A 16,502-nucleotide genomic window follows, 5' to 3' on the forward strand; every position below is an offset into this window, starting at 1 on the left:
GCCGGCCTCCAGATACGCGGAGCCGTGCCGCACTCATGCGCCGTCACCGCCGCGAGGGTGCTGGTCGCCCCCGCGCGCGAACTCGTCGCACAGCGCGGCGATTTCGGCGAGGGAGCCGTCCTGGTCGGGCAGTCCGCGCAGCCGCGCGGCGAGGCGCGCGGCCCGCTCGGCCGCCGCCGTGTGCCGCCCGAGGCCCGACTCCAGGCGTACGGCGAGGAGTTCGGCCGGGAAGAGATCGCCGTGCCCGGCCGTGCCGCAGGCCCCGAACGCCTCGGCGGCGAGGCGCGCGCGGTCCAGGGCCCGTTCGTACGCGGTGACGTTGGCGGCGCCGTTCCGATCCCGGGGATGAGTGCCCTGCGCGTGAGCGGGCGGACCGTCGGCGCGTTCCAGGTGCAGTTGGGCCAACTGGAGGTACGTGCGGCCGAGTTCGATGCGCAGTTCGGTGCGGCCCGCGTCGTCCGCCGCGGATTCCGCGGCGCGCTCGCAGAGGTCGAGGGCCCGCGCCATCACGTGCTCGGCGGCGGCCGGTCCCTGCGTGCCCCGGGTCTCCCACGCGCGGGCCCGCAGTACGCGCACCGCCGCCGCGTGCTCGCCGAGCCCGCGCCACAGCTCGGCGGCGCGCTCGTACGCCCGCAGGGACTCCGCCCCGAGCCCGGCGAGTCCCAGCGCCCGCGCCGCCTGCTGGGTCAGCGCCGCGTGGTGGCGCTGGTCGGGCCAGTCGCGGGCGGCGTCGGCGGCGAGCGCGAACTGCTCCGCGGCCAGGGCGGGTTCGTCCGTACTCGCATGGGAGTGCGCGAGCCAGACGCGGGCCCGCACCACGTCGCGCGGGTCGTGCCCCGCCGACGTGAGGTCGGGCAGTACCGCTTCGAGGACGGCCGCCGCCTCGTCGTGCCGGCCGCGCTCGCAGTAGTACCCGCCGAGCCGCAGCCTGGCCAGCGCGCCGAGGCCCGCGCTCTCGCCCGCCAGATCGGCGAAGTGCGCGGCGTCGACGAGCAGCGCGCCTTCCTCCGGGGGCGCGTCGGGGCCGGTCAGGGTCTGGGCGAGGACCAGGCAGAACCGTGCCCGGTCGCGCGGCGCGAGCAGCGGCACCCGTTCCGGATCGTCGAGGACGCCGCGTACGACGCCGGCGGCCCGCTGCCCGTCGCCACGGCTCAGCAGCACCGTGGCGAGCTGGATCTCGGCGTTGGCGGCGAACCACGGTCGGCCCGACTCGTGGTGGCGGGCGACGGCGGTACGGAACAGTTCGACGGCGGCGGCCGGGTCGTCGGCGACCGTGAGCAGGCCGAGCAGCTCCGTGGCCTCCGCGATGGCCGTGAGGACGGCGGGGTCGTCGAGGTGGCGCCGAGCGAAGTCGATGAGCCGATGCAACTCGGCTTCCAGCGCGGCCACTTCATCTCTCGGGTCCGCCGCCGTCGGCACCCCGCCCGCCAGCCGTGCGGCGCGCGCCCGGCAGTGCAGCAGCCAGAGCGTGGCCACGTCGGCGGTGCGGGCCGCGCCCTCGCGGTGCAGCGCCTCGGCCCGCGCCCACAGCTGCCCGAGCCGTTCCGGAGTCTCCGGCGCGGTCGCGGCATCCGGCCGGCACAGCAGAGCCCTCGCCCGCGAGACAAGAGCGCTCCCGTGCCGCCCGGCCCGCTCATGACACTCGGCCGCCTGCCTGAACAGGCCGACTCCGTGGCCGACCTGATCCGCGCCGAGCCCGAGCGCGACGGCGTCCAGCTGATCGGCGCGATCGCCGTCCCCGAGGGACACCTCGCCACGCGCCACGAGTGCCTCGATCACCTGCTGCCAGGCGGCGCCCGCGGAGGGGTGGGAGAGGCGGGTGAACTCGCGGGCACGGAGGAGGAGTTGGTGCGGGGGTTGGCGGTCCTCGCCGAAGCCCTCCGCTTCGAGCCCGGAGGTATCCGCTCCGGGCCCCGGCGCTTCGGCTCCCAGCCCCAGCGCCTCCCCCCTCAACCCCAGCGGCAGCGCCCCGCACAGCGGCTTCGCAGTCATGGCACGGTGGGCCCGGTCGGAGACCGCCGTGGTGCCGTTGCGCCGGTCGAAGCGGGCCGCCAGGTCCAGCGCCTCGGTGCGTGCGTGGTCGAGCAGTGTCGCCGCCGTCCACCCCTGGCCGGAGGGGGCGGGCGCGGGACCCGGTACGGGCCTGTCCCCGTGGCCCAGTTCGACCAGGCGGCGCATGAGCAGAGCCGTGCTCACCAGCCAGTCGTGGCGGGCGAGCGGGTCGCCGGTGCGGGGCCAGCGCGCGCCCTGCTCGGCGAGGATCTCCAGGCCGCGCGGCTCGTTCCCGGTGAGCGCGCAGAACTCGATGTGCAGGGCGACGACGGGTCCGAAGGTCTCGTCCGAGCGGACCATGCGGTAGCCGCGCAGATGGTGGGCGCGGGCCTGGTCCGTCCTGCCGAGGCGGACCAGCGGCAGCAGCGACCAGGCGAGCGTCTCGTGCGGCTCGCGGTTGCAGCCGTGGGTGCCGTCGAGGACAGGACCCCAGCGCTCCAGCGCGTCGGCGTCCTCGCCGCGCTCCAGGCTCCGGAGCCCGTCGAGCGCGCACTCGCAGGCCAGGCAGTCGGACATCTCGTCGCGCGCCGCGGCCGTCCACGCGGCGTGCGCGCGGGCGGCGCGCGCGGTGTCGCCCAGATGCCGGGCGAGCATGAACTCGCAGCCGTGCACGGCCCGTTCGGAGTATCCGGCGACGCGGTAGCGGCGCCGCATCTCGGTCAGCCACTCCTCGATGGAGGCGAGCGGCACGTCGTGCTGCTGCCGCGCGTCCCCCGCCACCCACTTGAACATCCAGTGCAGCTGGTGGACGTCCTCCTCGTCGAAGTCCGCCGGATGCTCGTCGTAGAGGCGGAGCAGCCGCGCGAACGGCACGAACATCTTGTCGCACTCGGCGCTGAACGAGTACGCGTGGACCAGCGCGGTCAGCGCCTCCACGAGGAGCGGCCGGTCACCGGTGGCCGCCGCCTCGTCGGTGAGCGCCTCGGCGCGGGCGTTGCGCGCGCTGCCGTAGGGCTCGTCGTCCAGCCGCAGGACATCGGCGCGGATCTCGTGGCTCGGACGGGCGGTCATCGGGGCTCCCCGGCGGATCGTTCGGTCGGGTCGGAGTCGGAGTCGGGGTCGGAGTCGGGGTTGGGGGCAGAGCCGTCGCCGGAACCGAGACCCGGACCGCGACCGGAACCCGGACCGGCCGGCCCGTATGCCGTCCAGCCCTCCCCGTACGCACCCTCGTCCGCGTACGCGCCCCAGTCCCCGCCCGGCGGCCCCACCGCCCAGTCGAGCAGCCCGAGGAAGGCCCGGTTCAGGAGCGCGGAGTCGGCGGGGCGCAGCGGGCGCCGGGACATCAGCAGGGCCTGCCCGTACAGCGCTTCGACCGCCGTGGCGGCGAGCTGCGGGTCGGGGGCCCTGGCCATGCCGTGCACCAGCGGGTTGAGGTGGTTGAGGACGAGCCGGGCGCGCGGCCGCCCGCCGCGCAGCGAGCCGAGGATGCCGGCCCACAGTCCGTCGGCGGCCTCCGCCGTCTCGGCGCGGGCCCGTTCGTGCCGGGCGTCGCGGTCGTCCAGGTGCAGGGCGGGGACGGTGACCGGCCGGAACGCGCGGAGCACCACGTCGCAGCCGAGCGGTTCCAGCGCGGCGCGGGCCACGGCGAGGAACGGGGCGAGCGCCAGCTCCCGTTCGGGGGCCACGGTGTCCAGGTGCGCGGTGACCGTGTCGGTGTCCAGCTCGGCCACCACGCTGCCCGGCCGTGCGGTGGGCAGGAGTTCGACGAGTTCGGCGTCGTACGTGTAGCCGCCGTTGACGACGCCGATGCCCTGCGCGGCGGCGATGGCGGAGACCTGGTGGAACTCCTCTGCGGAGCGGGTGAAGTGCACCACCGGGTGGCGGCGGGCGAACTCGTCCAGCGGGACCGTGCCCTGCGTCGTCTCGAACGGCAGCCACGGCAGCATCACGCGCAGCAGCCCGGGGTCGTGCCGCGCCAGGGACTTCACGCCCAGGTGGTGGACGGAGAGGAAGTGCGTGAGCCGCTCGTGGTCACCGGAGGCGAGCTCGGTGAGCCAGCCGCGAATCCGCTCGCCGAGCACCTCGCGGACGGCCGCGAGGGTGTCGTCGTCGTAGAGGCTCTCGCGGGACGCGGTGGGCCGCAGGCCGTCCGCGTCGAGGACACAGCGCACGAAGAACGCCCAGTCCGGCAGGAGTTCATCGGCCCGCTCGGTCAGGAGCATGCCCTTGAGGTGGACGCGGTGGGCGCCGCGCTGTGCGGGGCTGACCGCGGTGGGCAGCACGTACGCGACGCCGCGCAGGCCCGCGAGCGGCACGTCGAGCTCGACGGCGTCCAGCGGCGCGAAGCCGAAGGTGTCGCGGCAGTGGGCGGCGAGCGCGGCCCCGCGCGCGTCCGGGCCGGGGTGCGCGCGCTCCCAGACGGCCGGGCGCTCGGAGACGCGCACGTCGCCGACGCGTACGTCGTGGGGGAGCAACGAGCCGAAGTGGCGGGCGAGTTCGGTGACCCGCCCGGCCGCGAGCCAGTCGCCGCAGCCGGCCCGCGCGGTGAGGTGCACGGTCGTGCCCGGCTCGGCGCGGGCCGTCGCGGGCAACGTGCGGACGGTGTACGAGCCGTCGTCGCGGGCCCGCCACTCGACGGGCGGCGCCGACCGCTCCCGCGCCGAACGGCTGACGACCCGGATCTCCTGGGCGACGACGAAACAGGCGAGCAGCCCGATGCCGAACTGCCCGAGGAACTCGGCCCGCGCGCTCTCCAGGCCGTCCCGCTTGGAGCTGCGGCCGATGGTCGCGAGCAGCCCGTGCACCTCGGCCTCGGTGAGGCCGACGCCGCTGTCCTCGACGCGCAGTTCACCGTCGCCGGGGTACAGCCGCACACGGGCGGGCGCGTCCGGCTCGAACGACCGGCGCGCGGTCACGGCGTCCACGCCGTTCTGGAGCAGCTCGCGCAGGTAGACCTTGGGGCTGGAGTACAGATGGTGCGAGAGGAGGTCGACGAGCCCGCGCAGGTCGACCTGGAAGCTGTGTGACATCCGCCCGGCGCCTATCGCCCCGTCCGGTTCCGGTGGCTGCCGACGGGCCCGTCCGCGTCCGCGTCGTACGAGAAGGGCGACACGTCGTACGCGTACGAGAGGGAGAACAGGCTCCGGATGCCGTCGGGCAGGCCCATGTGCGTTCCTCGGTCGGGGGCGGGTGCGGCTTCCGGAGCCCGGAAGGGGGCCGGGCTCCGGATGGATGCGCATACATCCGGGCTGAGCATGCCAAACGTGCGGGGGTTCGGGCATCCGTAGAACTACGCAATCGGCTACGCAACCGTCGCGCGCCTACGGAGCCGTCGACCGCCTGCGCAACCGTCGACCCGCCGCCCCCTCCGAGATCGCTATCGTGGGCGCCGTGCGAGTGCTCCTGGTCGAGGACGACGACGGTCTGCGGTTCGCGGTGGCCGCCGCCCTGCGTGCCGCCGGGTTCGACGTCGACGAGAGCGCGGATCTGCCCGCCGCCGACGAGGCGTCGTTCGTCACCGCGTACGACTGCGCGGTCTTCGACCGGACGCTGCCCGCCGGGGACGCGGCCGCCCACGTGGCGCGGCTGCGGCGCGCGGGGCGGACCGTCCCCGTGCTCTTCCTCGCCGACGGGGGTGCCTCGGCCGCCGGCGACGATCCGCTGGTCAGACCGTTCGCGCTGCCCGAACTCGTGGCCCGTGTGCGGAGTCTGTGCCGAGGGGCGCGGCAGGCGGGCCCCGCCGTGTACCGCGTCGGCGACGTGCGGATCGACATCGCCGGGCGGCAGGTCCACAGGGGCGGACCGCCGATCGACCTGAGCGGCCGTGAGTTCGCCGTCCTTGAGCTCCTCGCGGCCCGCCCCGGCCAGGTCGTGCCGCGCGCCGACATCGTCGCGAGCTGCTGGGACGGGGCGCCGGAGCCGCGCTCCAACGTCCTGGAGGTGCTCGTCTCCCAACTGCGCCGCAAGCTCGGGACCCCGCAGCTGATCCGCACCGTGCGCGGCATCGGCTACCGGCTCGCCGCCGACCCGGCCTGAACCGGCCCACCGTACGTACGGGCCCCGCCCGCCCCCGGACGCGGACCGGCGACCCCTTGATCCATCCCCCGCACGGTCGGTGCATGCTGGCAGCTGCCCCGCACCGATCCTGGGAGACCCGTTGAACCGCCGCGCTCTCGCCCTGCCCCTGGCCGCCTGTCTGGCCGCCGCGTCACTCGCGGGCTGCGGTGCCACGGCCGACGCGGGGGACCGGGCGAGCGATCCCGCCCGGCGGGCCGCGCTCAAGCCGTTCTACGGCCAGACGCTGAAGTGGACCGACTGCGGGCGAGGCGAAGGGGACACACCAGCCTTGCGGTGTGCGCGGCTCACCGTGCCCCGTGACTACGGCCACCCCGAGAACGGCGGGACCTTCAGCCTGCCGGTGGCGAAGGCGGCGACCGCGGGACCGGACGAACGCCTCGGCTCGCTCGTGTACAACCCCGGCGGGCCCGGCGCCTCCGGCGTGAGCGACCTGCGGTCGGACGGCGGCGAGGCGTTCGGCGCCGAGGTGCGCGCCCGCTTCGACATCGTCTCCTTCGACCCGAGGGGCGTGGGCGGCAGCCGTCCCGCGGTGCGGTGCGCCGAGTCCGAGGGGGACGACGAGGGGGCGCCCGAGCCGATCACCCCCGCCACCGCGAAGGACCGCGCCCGCGCGTTCGCCGCCGCCCGCGCCGAGGCGGCCGGGTGCGTGCGGGCGAGCGGCGGCCTGCTGCGGCAGGTCGGCACGGCCGACGCGGCCCGTGACCTGGACGTCCTGCGCGCGGCCCTGGGCGACAAGAAGCTGACCTACCTGGGCTGGTCGTACGGCACGAGCCTCGGCACCGCGTACGCCGAACAGTTCCCGCACCGCGTCCGCGCGCTGGTCCTGGACGGCGCGATCGACCCGTCCCTGGACTGGCGTGAGCGCGCGGTGAGTCAGGGCACCGGCTTCCGTCGGGCCGTGGACGACTACGCGGAGCGGTGCGCCGACGTCGCGGGCGACAGCTGCCCCGGCGCGAGCCCGGCGGGGATCTCCGAGCTGATCGAGGGCCTGTACGAGGAGGCGGCGCGTGAGCCGCTGCCGGTCGACGACGAGGAGCTGTACGACGTCGACGCCAGGACGCTGCTCGACGTCGTCACGGGCGCGATGTACGCCCCGGAGGACGACTGGGAGGACCTCTCCGAGGCGCTCGGCGCGGCGGCCGACGGCGACGGCACGCGGCTCGCGGAGCTGGCGCGGGGGGAGGAACCGGCCACCGCGTCCGGCAGGCGGGCCCGCGGCGCGGCGCCCGAGAACGACGACGAGGCGATCGTCGCCGTGAGCTGCCTCGACACCCCGCACCCGCGCGCCGCCGCCGACTACTGGAAGGCCCTCGGCCCCGCCGAGCGGGCCGCGGGCGTCTACGGCACGTCCAGCGTCGTCGACGAGCTGACCTGCGCCGACTGGCCGCCCGCGACCGGACGCCCGCACCGGGTCAGCGCCGAGGGCGTGCCGCCGGTCCTGGTGGTGGGCACCACGGGCGATCCGGCCACGCCCTACGAGGAGGCGAAGAGCCTGGCCGGGCAGTTCCCCGGCGGGATGCTCCTGACGTACGAGGGCGTGGGCCACACCGCGTACGGCCGCGCCGGGGCCTGCGTGACCGACGCCGTCGACGACTACCTCATCGACCTGGAGCCGGTCCGCTCCGGAGCCACCTGCTGACGCCCGCGCGGGGGCGCCGCCTCAGCACTCGATGATGTTGACCGCGAGCCCGCCCCGCGCCGTCTCCTTGTACTTGACGCTCATGTCCGCGCCGGTCTCCTTCATGGTCTTGATGACCTTGTCGAGGGAGACCTTGTGGGAGCCGTCGCCGCGCATCGCCATCTTCGCGGCGGTGACGGCCTTGACCGCCGCCATGCCGTTGCGCTCGATGCACGGGATCTGGACGAGGCCGCCGACCGGGTCGCAGGTCAGGCCCAGGTTGTGCTCCATGCCGATCTCGGCGGCGTTCTCCACCTGCTCCGGGGAGCCGCCGAGCACCTCGGCGAGCGCGCCAGCCGCCATCGAGCAGGCGGAGCCGACCTCGCCCTGGCAGCCGACCTCGGCGCCGGAGATCGAGGCGTTCTCCTTGAAGAGCATGCCGATCGCGCCGGCCGCGAGCAGGAAGCGGACCACGCCGTCCTCGTCGGCGCCGGGCACGAAGTTCATGTAGTAGTGCAGGACGGCGGGGATGATGCCCGCGGCGCCGTTCGTGGGGGCGGTGACCACGCGGCCGCCCGCCGCGTTCTCCTCGTTCACGGCCATCGCGTAGAGCGTGATCCACTCCATGGCGCGGGCCTGCGGGTCGCCCTCGGCGCGCAGCTGGCGGGCCGAGTTGGCCGCGCGGCGACGGACCTTCAGGCCGCCGGGCAGGATGCCCTCGCGGGACATGCCGCGGGACACGCACGCCTGCATGACGCCCCAGATGTCCAGGAGCCCCGCCCGGATCTCCTCCTCGGTGCGCCACGCCTTCTCGTTCTCCAGCATCAGCGAGGAGATGGAGAGGCCGGTCTCCTCGGCGAGGCGGAGCAGCTCGTCGCCGGTGCGGAAGGGGTGCTTGAGGACGGTGTCGTCGGGGACGATCGGGTTCTCGCCCGCCACGGCGTCCTCGTCCACCACGAAGCCGCCGCCCACGGAGTAGTACGTCTTCTCCAGGACGAGCGCGCCGTCGTGCCCGTACGCGAAGATCGTCATGCCGTTGGCGTGGTACGGCAGCGCCTTGCGGCGGTGCAGGACCAGGTCCGCGTCGAAGTCGAAGGCGATGTCGTGCATGCCGAGCACGTTGAGCCGCCCGGTGGACTTGATCTCCTCGACGCGGTCGTCGGCCGACTCCACGTTCACCGTGCGCGGCGACTCGCCCTCCAGGCCGAGCAGGACCGCCTTCGGCGTGCCGTGGCCGTGCCCCGTCGCGCCGAGCGAGCCGTAGAGCTCGGCCCGTATCGCGGTGGTGTGGGCCATCAGGCCCTCGTTCTTGAGGCGGCTCGCGAACATGCGGGCGGCGCGCATCGGACCGACCGTGTGGGAGCTGGACGGGCCGATGCCGATCGAGAACAGGTCGAAGACCGAGATGGCCACGGGAAACTCCAATGGTGGTTGGTAGACGCCGTTGTCTGCCGGGGTGATGCAGAAGTACAAGGCGGTGCAGGAAGTGCGCGGGACGTGGTGCGGGGCACCCAGCTCACTGTTCACTGTCCAGTGTGCGGGGTGCCCCGATGTTTCGTACGTACGAACAAAAGCGTACGAAACTACTTCAGGCCGGGGTACAGCGGGTGCTTGTCGGCCAGAGCGGTCACGCGGGCCTTGAGGGACTCCGCGTCGAAGCCCGGCTTGAGGGCCTCGGCGATGACGTCGGCGACCTCGCGGAAGTCGTCGGCGCCGAAGCCGCGGGTGGCCAGCGCGGGCGTGCCGATCCGCAGGCCCGAGGTGACCATCGGGGGGCGCGGGTCGTTCGGGACGGCGTTGCGGTTGACCGTGATGCCGACCTCGTGGAGGCGGTCCTCGGCCTGCTGGCCGTCGAGCTCGGAGTCGCGCAGGTCGACCAGGACCAGGTGCACGTCCGTGCCGCCGGACGCCACGCCGACACCGACGGCCTTCGCGTCGTCCTGCACCAGGCGCTCGGCCAGGATGCGGGCGCCGTCCAGGGTGCGCTGCTGGCGCTCCTTGAACTCCTCGGAGGCCGCGACCTTGAAGGAGACGGCCTTCGCGGCGATCACGTGCTCCAGGGGGCCGCCCTGGAAGCCGGGGAAGACCGCGGAGTTCAGCTTCTTCGCGAAGTCCTTGTTGCGCGCCAGGATGATGCCGCCGCGCGGGCCGCCGAGGGTCTTGTGCGTGGTGGAGGTGACCACGTCCGCGTACGGCACCGGGTTGGGGTGCAGTCCCGCGGCGACGAGCCCGGCGAAGTGCGCCATGTCGACCCACAGCTTCGCACCGACCTCGTCGGCGATCCTGCGGAACTCGGCGAAGTCGAGCTGGCGCGGGTAGGCGGACCAGCCCGCGATGATCACCTGGGGGCTGTTCTCCTTGGCCAGGCGCTCGACCTCGGCCATGTCGACCAGGCCGGCCTCGTCCACGTGGTACGCGACCACGTTGAACTGCTTGCCGGAGAAGTTCAGGCGCATGCCGTGGGTGAGGTGGCCGCCGTGCGCCAGGTCCAGGCCGAGGATCGTGTCGCCGGGCTGGGCGATCGCGAAGAGGGCGGCCTGGTTGGCGGAGGCGCCCGAGTGCGGCTGGACGTTGGCGTACTCCGCGCCGAACAGGTCCTTGACCCGGTCGATCGCGATCTGCTCGGCGACGTCCACGTGCTCGCAGCCGCCGTAGTAGCGGCGGCCGGGGTAGCCCTCGGCGTACTTGTTGGTGAGGACGGTCCCCTGGGCCTCCATGACGGCGACCGGAGCGAAGTTCTCCGAGGCGATCATTTCCAGGGTGGACTGCTGGCGGTGGAGCTCGGCGTCGACGGCGGCGGCGACGTCCGGGTCCAGCTCGTGGAGGGGGGTGTTGAGAAGCGACATCACACGATCCCTATCGGTATGGGTCAGCCGGCGGTGAATGCGGTGTACTCGTCGGCGGACATCAGGTCGTCCGGCTCGCCCGAGATACGTACCTTGAACAGCCAACCGCCCTCGAAGGGGGCGGAGTTGACCAGCGACGGGTCCTCGACGACGTCCTGGTTGGCGGCGACGATCTCGCCGGTCACCGGGGCGTAGAGGTCGCTGACCGACTTGGTCGACTCCAGCTCGCCGCAGGACTCGCCCGCGGTCACCGTGTCACCGACCTCGGGGAGCTGGGCGAAGACGACGTCACCGAGCGCGTTGGCCGCGTGCTCCGTGATGCCGACGATCGCCACGCCGTCCTCGGTGGCCGACAGCCACTCGTGCTCCTTGCTGTAACGCAGCTGCTGGGGGTTGCTCATGACCTGAATTCTCCTGTACGCGGGGGAGTGCTGATGAACGGGTGGGCCGAGTGCGGCACGCGGCGGGGCGGACGCGGTGTCCGGCGCCGGTGGGCGGGCGCTACTTCTGGCGCTTGTAGAACGGCAGCGCCACGACCTCGTAGGGCTCGTGCGTGCCGCGGATGTCGACACCGACGCCCGGCGTGCCCGGCTCCGCGTGCGCCGCGTCGACGTACGCGATGGCGAGCGGCTTGCCCAGCGTGGGCGAGGGGGCACCCGAGGTGACCTCGCCGATGACCTTGCCCTCGGCGACCACGGAGAACCCGGCGCGCGGCACCCGGCGGCCCTCGGCGATCAGGCCCACCAGCTTGCGCGGCGGCGCGGCCTCGGCGCGCTCGGCGGCGGCCGCCAGGGCCGCGCGTCCCACGAAGGTGTCGGACTGGGAGGTCTTCTCGAACTTGACGACCCGGCCGAGACCGGCGTCGAACGGCGTCAGCGCGGCGGTCAGCTCGTGCCCGTACAGCGGCATGCCCGCCTCCAGGCGCAGCGTGTCACGGCAGGAGAGCCCGGCGGGGACCAGGCCGACCGGCGCGCCCGCCTCAAGCAGCGCGCCCCACAGCTTCTCCGCGTCGCCGGGCGAGACGAAGAGCTCGAAGCCGTCCTCGCCGGTGTAGCCCGTGCGGGCGATCAGTGCGGGCACGCCCGCGACGGTGCCGGGCAGGCCCGCGTAGTACTTCAGGCCGTCCAGGTCGGCGTCCGTGAGGGACTTCAGGATGCCGGAGGACTCGGGGCCCTGGACGGCGAGCAGCGCGTAGGCGTCGCGGTCGTCGCGGACCTCGGCGTCGAAGCCGTCCGCGCGGGCGGTCAGCGCGTCCAGCACGACCTGCGCGTTGGAGGCGTTGGCGACGACCATGTACTCGGGGGCCTCGGCCGCGCCGAGCCGGTAGACGATCAGGTCGTCCAGGATGCCGCCGTCCTCGGCGACGATCATCGTGTAGCGGGCGCGGCCGACGCCGACCGAGCCGATGTTGCCGACCAGCGCGTAGTTGAGGAAGTCGACGGCCTCGGGCCCGGTGACCGTGATCTCGCCCATGTGGGACAGGTCGAAGAGGCCGGCCTTGGTGCGTACGGCGTTGTGCTCCTCGCGCTCGCTGGCGTAGCGCAGCGGCATGTCCCAGCCCGCGAAGTCGGTCATGGTCGCACCGAGCGCACGATGCACGGCATCGAGTGAGGTCAGACGGGGGGCAGTGCTCATGAAGGGAACTCCCAGGGCATGACGGGCGAGGTCGATCCTCCCCATCTGTCATCGGAACCTGAGAGGTTCGCCGGAAGCGCCCCGAAGAGGGGGACGTCCGGCTTGCACCTTGGGTGGGACCGCACGGGCGGTCCGCTTTTCAGATGTGCCTCGCCCGCGCGGTACGGGGCCTGAGAGATTCAAGGGAGGGACTTGCTCCTTCGGCGCCCCGGTGCGTCGTCCGTAGTCGTACGACGGCTGCCGGGAACTCTCCCGCGCGGATTCAAACGGCCGGTATGGAGTTGGCGGGCACATCATTGCACGCGACCCTGTCGAGGGGGAGCCGTGGCCCGGGAATCCTCTTGTGCCGCATTACCTTCTCTTTACACTTGCCGGGGAAGCAGTACGTGACCGCTATGGGGAGGCCGATCACGGTGCGCAGCAAGGCCAGTGTCTACGCCACGACCACGGGGGTGGCGCTGCCGGGGCAGGCCACCGCCCCGGCCAGGGAGAGCTGTGTCCCGCTCCCCGCCGCCGTCGTCAGGGACCTCAGGCGGCGAGCCGGTCACAGCCCGCACCGGCTCACCTTCGCCGCGGGCGACCTGGTCGTCGTCTCGGGGCTGCCCGGCGGCGGCAAGTCCACGCTGATGCGGCAGGCGGTCGGCGGCCCGCGCATCGACTCCCAGGACACCCGTGACCGCTGGGCCCGCCGCATGCCGCGGCGGCTGCCCTACGCGGTCTACCGCCCGCTGGTCCGCCTCGCGCACTACGCGGGCCTGCGCCGGGTCCTTCGCGCGGGCGAGAGCGTCGTCGTGCACGACTGCGGCACCCAGGCGTGGGTGCGCCGCTGGCTGGCCCGCGAGGCCGCGCGGCGCGGCGCGACCCTGCACCTGCTGCTGCTCGACGTGCCCGCGGGCACGGCCCTCGAAGGCCAGCGGGCGCGCGGCCGCGGCGTCTCCCGGTACGCCTTCGCCCGGCACCGCAGAACGGTGGCCCGGCTGGTCGGCGCCGCCGAGCGCGGCCACCTGCCGGGCGGCTGCGGCTCCGCGGTGCTCCTGGACCGGCGGGCCGCGGGCGTGCTGCGGGGGATCACCTTCGAGGGCTGACCGGCCGCCGGGGGCGTTAGGGTTCGAGCCGCAGGCAGAGCGGTCGCGAGCAGGGGTTGGACAGATGGACTTTCCGGCGCAGGCACACGCCCATCCGTACGGCGGATGGCCGGGCAACGAACTGGAGGAGGTGCTCGCCGCCTCCCTCGGCGCCGGCGCCTCCGCGGGCGGACGCATCGTCGAGGTGCTCGGGCGCAGCCCGATCTGGATCCCGCTGCCGAACGGCGGAGGGCCCGAGAACGGCACGCTCGACCTGCCGACCCTGGAGATCGAAGGCCAGGCGTACGTGCCCGTCTTCAGCTCCGAGCAGCAGTTCCGGCAGGCGCTCGGCGAGGCGGCGGACCGGATGGGCCACACCGTGGCGCCCGCCGTGGAGTTCGCGCGCGGGCTGCCCCCGCAGCTGGGCATCGCCCTGAACCCGGACGGCACCGTCGGCGTCCCGCTGCCGCCCGAGGCCGTCGCCGAGCTCTGCCGCGCAGGCCGCACCCCGCTGGACGGGCCCACGAGCGGCGGGCGGGTACGTCTGTACGAGCCGGACTGGCAGCACGATCCGGTGGACTTCCTGGCCGCGGCGGGCCGCGAGTTCGAGGCGACGGGCGTGGTGCTCACCGCGCGCCGCTGCCTGGCCGACGTCGAGACGGACGACCCGACCCTGTTCATCGGCGTCGAGCTGTCCACCTGGGAGGGCGGCGCCCGCGACCTGCCGATGGAGGCCCTCGGCCGGGCGCTCGGCCAGGTGCCCGCGCCGTGGCCGGTGAACCTCGTACTGCTCGACGTGGCACAGGACCCGGTGGGCGACTGGCTGCGCGAGCGGGTCCGGCCCTTTTATCACCGCGCGGCCTGAGGCCGCGTACGTCAAGTCCGCGCCGGGATCGCCGCTTAAGCTGGTTCCATGTCCCGGCCGGGACTCAGTGGTGCCCGGCGGCGGGGTGCGTCGGATTCGTCATGAAGGGGCGGTTACGGGTGAGTGCGTCGGGCACGGCCGCGGGCGATGGGGTCTCCCCTGGACGAGCTGGTTCGAGCCTCGGGGGACAGGTCGAGCAGGCGCTGCGCCAGGTGACGCCGGGGCGCTACGACGCCTATGAGGCACTGCTCCGCGCACTCGCCGCGGACCAGGTGTGGATGCTGCTCTGGCACGGCCAGTCCGGCTCCCCCGACGCCCAGTACGGGAACATGGAGATCGACGGGCTCGGTTACGCACCGTGTGTGACGTCCGCCCAGGAGCTCTCCGCGAGTGGCTGGAACCGCAGCTATGAAGTGGTGCGCGGCATCGACGTCTCGCGCACCCTCTATCCCGATCACTACGGCCTCTGGCTCAACCCGCACGCGCCGGGCGGCGGCGTCGGCATCCCCTGGCTGGATCTGCGCCGTATCGCGTCGGGCCTCGACCTGCTGCCCGCGGGACCGCTCAGGCTGACCGAGCCGAGCATCGAAATCCCCCAGTTCTACGCCCTGTTGACGCAGAACGCGCACCGCACTCCGGTGGTCCGCTCGCTGCGCAGGGCCTGGGTGCAGCCCGCGCTCGGTGCGCCATATCTGGCCATCGGCCTCGACGTGTACGACACGTCGCCGCCGTCGGTCGACGCGGTGCGGACGATGATGCAGCAGTCCATCGGGGCCGTCCCCGAGGGGCTGCCGGTGTCGACCGTCGCGATGTCCGACGAGGACGACCCGGTCGCGATGTGGCTGCGCGCCAACGCCCGGCCGTTCTACGACCGCGAGGCCCAGGCGGCCCCCGCCCCGGCCGGCGGCTACGGCTACCCCGCGCAGTACTGAGCCGGCAGCCGCACCGCCGTACGCGACACCCCTAGCGCCCCCTCGCGCCCCCCTCGCGACACCCCCGACGGGCGCACATCACCCTGCGCGACCCCGCACCGCGGTACTGAGCAGCGATAACGGGCGTGATGTCCGTTCTGATGCGGGTGGGGCCCTATGGGCTCCTGTGGCGCCTTGCACCCCAACTGCCCCGTGTTCGACCCTCGTTCACCGGCGTCCGCATAACGGAACACCTCGATCAGCATCACGTTTGCGCATCCTTTCCCCTTCAAGACTGGTAACAGATCGCGACGGGGATGAAGACTCCCGCTCCAAGGGGCCTTCGCCCCTGTGTACGACGGACTGATCACGTCGCTACAGCGGCAAGTGCGGGCCGGTCACCACCGGTTGAGAGGGGTCCCTGCCACGATGACGGCACCATTGCATGACACACCTGCGGACGCGGACCCGACCGAGGACGTCGCTCCCGCAGTTGATGCAGGGGTGAAGAAGGTCGAGGGTCGGTCCCTCAAGCAGATCGCCTGGAACCGCCTGAAGCGGGACAAGGTCGCCCTGGCCGGCGGCATCACGGTGCTGGTCCTGGTGCTTGTCGCCATCTTCGCGCCCCTGATCGTGAGCCTGCTGGGGCATCCGCCCAACGACTTCCACCAGGACAAGCTCGACGAGCTGACCAACCTGCCCAAGGGCGCGCTCGGCGGAGTGAGCAGCGACTTCCTCTTCGGCGTCGAGCCCAACAAGGGCCGTGACGTCTTCAGTCGCATCGTCTACGGCGCGCGGATCTCGCTCCTCGTGGCGTTCCTCGCGGCCATCGTCGCCGTCGCCCTCGGCACCCTCTTCGGGATCATCGCGGGCTACTTCGGCGGCTGGGTCGACGCGCTGATCAGCCGAGTGATGGACGTGCTGCTCTCCTTCCCGCAGCTGCTCTTCATCATCTCCCTGGTCTCCGTCCTGCCGGACGACCTGCTCGGCCTGACCGGCACGAGCGTGCGCGTCGCGATCCTCGTCATGGTCATCGGCTTCTTCGGCTGGCCCTACGTCGGACGGATCGTCAGAGGCCAGACCCTTTCGCTCCGTGAGCGCGAGTACGTCGAAGCGGCCCGCAGCCTCGGCGGCGGCCGGCGCCACATCCTCTTCCGCGAGCTGCTGCCCAACCTGGTCGCCCCCATCACCGTCTACGCGACGCTGATGATCCCGACCAACATCCTCACGGAGGCGGCCCTCAGCTTCCTCGGCGCCGGCGTGAAGCCGCCGACGGCCTCGTGGGGCGGCATGCTGCGCGACGCGCTCGAGACGTACGAGCACGATCCGATGTTCATGGTCTTCCCGGGCGTGACGATCTTCATCACGGTCCTGGCCTTCAACCTCTTCGGCGACGGGCTGCGGGACGCGCTCGACCCGAAGGGGACGCGTTAGAAGTCCTCAACTGACTTGCCCCTGCCGCATGTCAGGTGGCTCTACCCATGGTTCTCCGGC

General features: G+C 73.3%; 13 protein-coding genes and 1 riboswitch. Of the genes, 6 read left to right on the forward strand and 7 right to left on the reverse strand.

Going from position 1 to position 16,502, the window contains the following annotated elements:
• Positions 1 to 33: 33 nt before the first annotated feature.
• From ACIO9J_RS09545 to ACIO9J_RS09555, 3 genes are read right to left on the reverse strand one after another with little or no spacing between them, the layout of a single operon-like run.
• Positions 34 to 3,063, reverse strand: a complete 3,030-nt coding sequence (locus tag ACIO9J_RS09545; RefSeq protein WP_401995113.1) for a tetratricopeptide repeat protein — start codon at positions 3,061 to 3,063, stop codon at positions 34 to 36.
• Entirely contained in the window at positions 3,060 to 5,021 is a 1,962-nt protein-coding gene (locus ACIO9J_RS09550; protein ID WP_401995116.1) for an HSP90 family protein, read from the reverse strand. The genes ACIO9J_RS09545 and ACIO9J_RS09550 overlap by 4 nt, the downstream gene beginning before the upstream one ends.
• An 11-nt stretch (positions 5,022 to 5,032) precedes the next feature.
• Positions 5,033 to 5,158 (reverse strand): hypothetical protein, encoded by a 126-nt coding sequence (locus ACIO9J_RS09555; RefSeq protein WP_401995119.1) that lies wholly within the window; start codon positions 5,156 to 5,158, stop codon positions 5,033 to 5,035.
• A gap of 230 nt (positions 5,159 to 5,388) precedes the next feature.
• On the opposite strand from ACIO9J_RS09555, the gene ACIO9J_RS09560 reads away from it, so the two are divergent.
• Positions 5,389 to 6,027, forward strand: coding sequence for a winged helix-turn-helix domain-containing protein (locus ACIO9J_RS09560; protein ID WP_401995939.1), 639 nt, complete (start codon positions 5,389 to 5,391; stop codon positions 6,025 to 6,027).
• Between the two features lie 121 nt (positions 6,028 to 6,148).
• Entirely contained in the window at positions 6,149 to 7,708 is a 1,560-nt protein-coding gene (locus ACIO9J_RS09565) for an alpha/beta hydrolase (protein WP_401995122.1), read from the forward strand.
• Positions 7,709 to 7,729: 21 nt separating this feature from the next.
• Here ACIO9J_RS09565 and ACIO9J_RS09570 read toward each other — a convergent pair whose 3' ends face one another.
• The 4 genes from ACIO9J_RS09570 to gcvT all read right to left on the reverse strand — a co-directional run bounded on the left by ACIO9J_RS09570 (position 7,730) and on the right by gcvT (position 12,168).
• Complete coding sequence (locus ACIO9J_RS09570; RefSeq protein ID WP_401995124.1) at positions 7,730 to 9,100, reverse strand: L-serine ammonia-lyase; 1,371 nt, start codon at positions 9,098 to 9,100, stop codon at positions 7,730 to 7,732.
• Positions 9,101 to 9,270: 170 nt separating this feature from the next.
• Complete coding sequence (gene glyA / locus ACIO9J_RS09575; RefSeq protein ID WP_401995127.1) at positions 9,271 to 10,533, reverse strand: serine hydroxymethyltransferase; 1,263 nt, start codon at positions 10,531 to 10,533, stop codon at positions 9,271 to 9,273.
• Between the two features lie 23 nt (positions 10,534 to 10,556).
• Positions 10,557 to 10,934, reverse strand: a complete 378-nt coding sequence (gcvH, locus tag ACIO9J_RS09580; protein WP_401995130.1) for a glycine cleavage system protein GcvH — start codon at positions 10,932 to 10,934, stop codon at positions 10,557 to 10,559.
• A 100-nt stretch (positions 10,935 to 11,034) separates the two neighbouring features.
• Positions 11,035 to 12,168, reverse strand: a complete 1,134-nt coding sequence (gcvT, locus tag ACIO9J_RS09585) for a glycine cleavage system aminomethyltransferase GcvT (RefSeq protein WP_401995133.1) — start codon at positions 12,166 to 12,168, stop codon at positions 11,035 to 11,037.
• A 149-nt stretch (positions 12,169 to 12,317) separates the two neighbouring features.
• Positions 12,318 to 12,433, reverse strand: a riboswitch (glycine riboswitch).
• 130 nt (positions 12,434 to 12,563) lie between these two features.
• On the opposite strand from gcvT, the gene ACIO9J_RS09590 reads away from it, so the two are divergent.
• The 4 genes from ACIO9J_RS09590 to ACIO9J_RS09605 all read left to right on the forward strand — a co-directional run bounded on the left by ACIO9J_RS09590 (position 12,564) and on the right by ACIO9J_RS09605 (position 16,442).
• Complete coding sequence (locus ACIO9J_RS09590; protein WP_401995942.1) at positions 12,564 to 13,253, forward strand: AAA family ATPase; 690 nt, start codon at positions 12,564 to 12,566, stop codon at positions 13,251 to 13,253.
• Positions 13,254 to 13,317: 64 nt separating this feature from the next.
• The gene (locus ACIO9J_RS09595; protein ID WP_401995136.1) at positions 13,318 to 14,097 is read left to right on the forward strand and encodes an enhanced serine sensitivity protein SseB; all 780 of its coding nucleotides are present in this window, start codon (positions 13,318 to 13,320) and stop codon (positions 14,095 to 14,097) included.
• Between the two features lie 119 nt (positions 14,098 to 14,216).
• On the forward strand, positions 14,217 to 15,029 hold the full coding sequence (locus ACIO9J_RS09600) for an enhanced serine sensitivity protein SseB C-terminal domain-containing protein (protein ID WP_401995139.1): 813 nt from the start codon (positions 14,217 to 14,219) through the stop codon (positions 15,027 to 15,029).
• A 408-nt stretch (positions 15,030 to 15,437) separates the two neighbouring features.
• Positions 15,438 to 16,442, forward strand: a complete 1,005-nt coding sequence (locus ACIO9J_RS09605; RefSeq protein WP_055544820.1) for an ABC transporter permease — start codon at positions 15,438 to 15,440, stop codon at positions 16,440 to 16,442.
• Positions 16,443 to 16,502: the final 60 nt, after the last annotated feature.

This window comes from Streptomyces sp. NPDC087300, assembly GCF_044744425.1.
In the GTDB taxonomy this organism is placed as follows: Bacteria; Actinomycetota; Actinomycetes; order Streptomycetales; family Streptomycetaceae; genus Streptomyces.

What these genes read in the sequence shown, in the direction of transcription:
- glyA (WP_401995127.1), bottom strand. Translation starts at nt 10,533, where the DNA reads ATGTCGCTTCTCAACACCCCCCTCCACGAGCTGGACCCGGACGTCGCC.
- ACIO9J_RS09545 (WP_401995113.1), bottom strand. Translation starts at nt 3,063, where the DNA reads ATGACCGCCCGTCCGAGCCACGAGATCCGCGCCGATGTCCTGCGGCTG.
- ACIO9J_RS09555 (WP_401995119.1), bottom strand. Translation starts at nt 5,158, where the DNA reads ATGGGCCTGCCCGACGGCATCCGGAGCCTGTTCTCCCTCTCGTACGCG.
- ACIO9J_RS09550 (WP_401995116.1), bottom strand. Translation starts at nt 5,021, where the DNA reads ATGTCACACAGCTTCCAGGTCGACCTGCGCGGGCTCGTCGACCTCCTC.
- ACIO9J_RS09605 (WP_055544820.1), top strand. Translation starts at nt 15,438, where the DNA reads ATGACGGCACCATTGCATGACACACCTGCGGACGCGGACCCGACCGAG.
- ACIO9J_RS09590 (WP_401995942.1), top strand. Translation starts at nt 12,564, where the DNA reads ATGGGGAGGCCGATCACGGTGCGCAGCAAGGCCAGTGTCTACGCCACG.
- gcvT (WP_401995133.1), bottom strand. Translation starts at nt 12,168, where the DNA reads ATGAGCACTGCCCCCCGTCTGACCTCACTCGATGCCGTGCATCGTGCG.
- gcvH (WP_401995130.1), bottom strand. Translation starts at nt 10,934, where the DNA reads ATGAGCAACCCCCAGCAGCTGCGTTACAGCAAGGAGCACGAGTGGCTG.
- ACIO9J_RS09595 (WP_401995136.1), top strand. Translation starts at nt 13,318, where the DNA reads ATGGACTTTCCGGCGCAGGCACACGCCCATCCGTACGGCGGATGGCCG.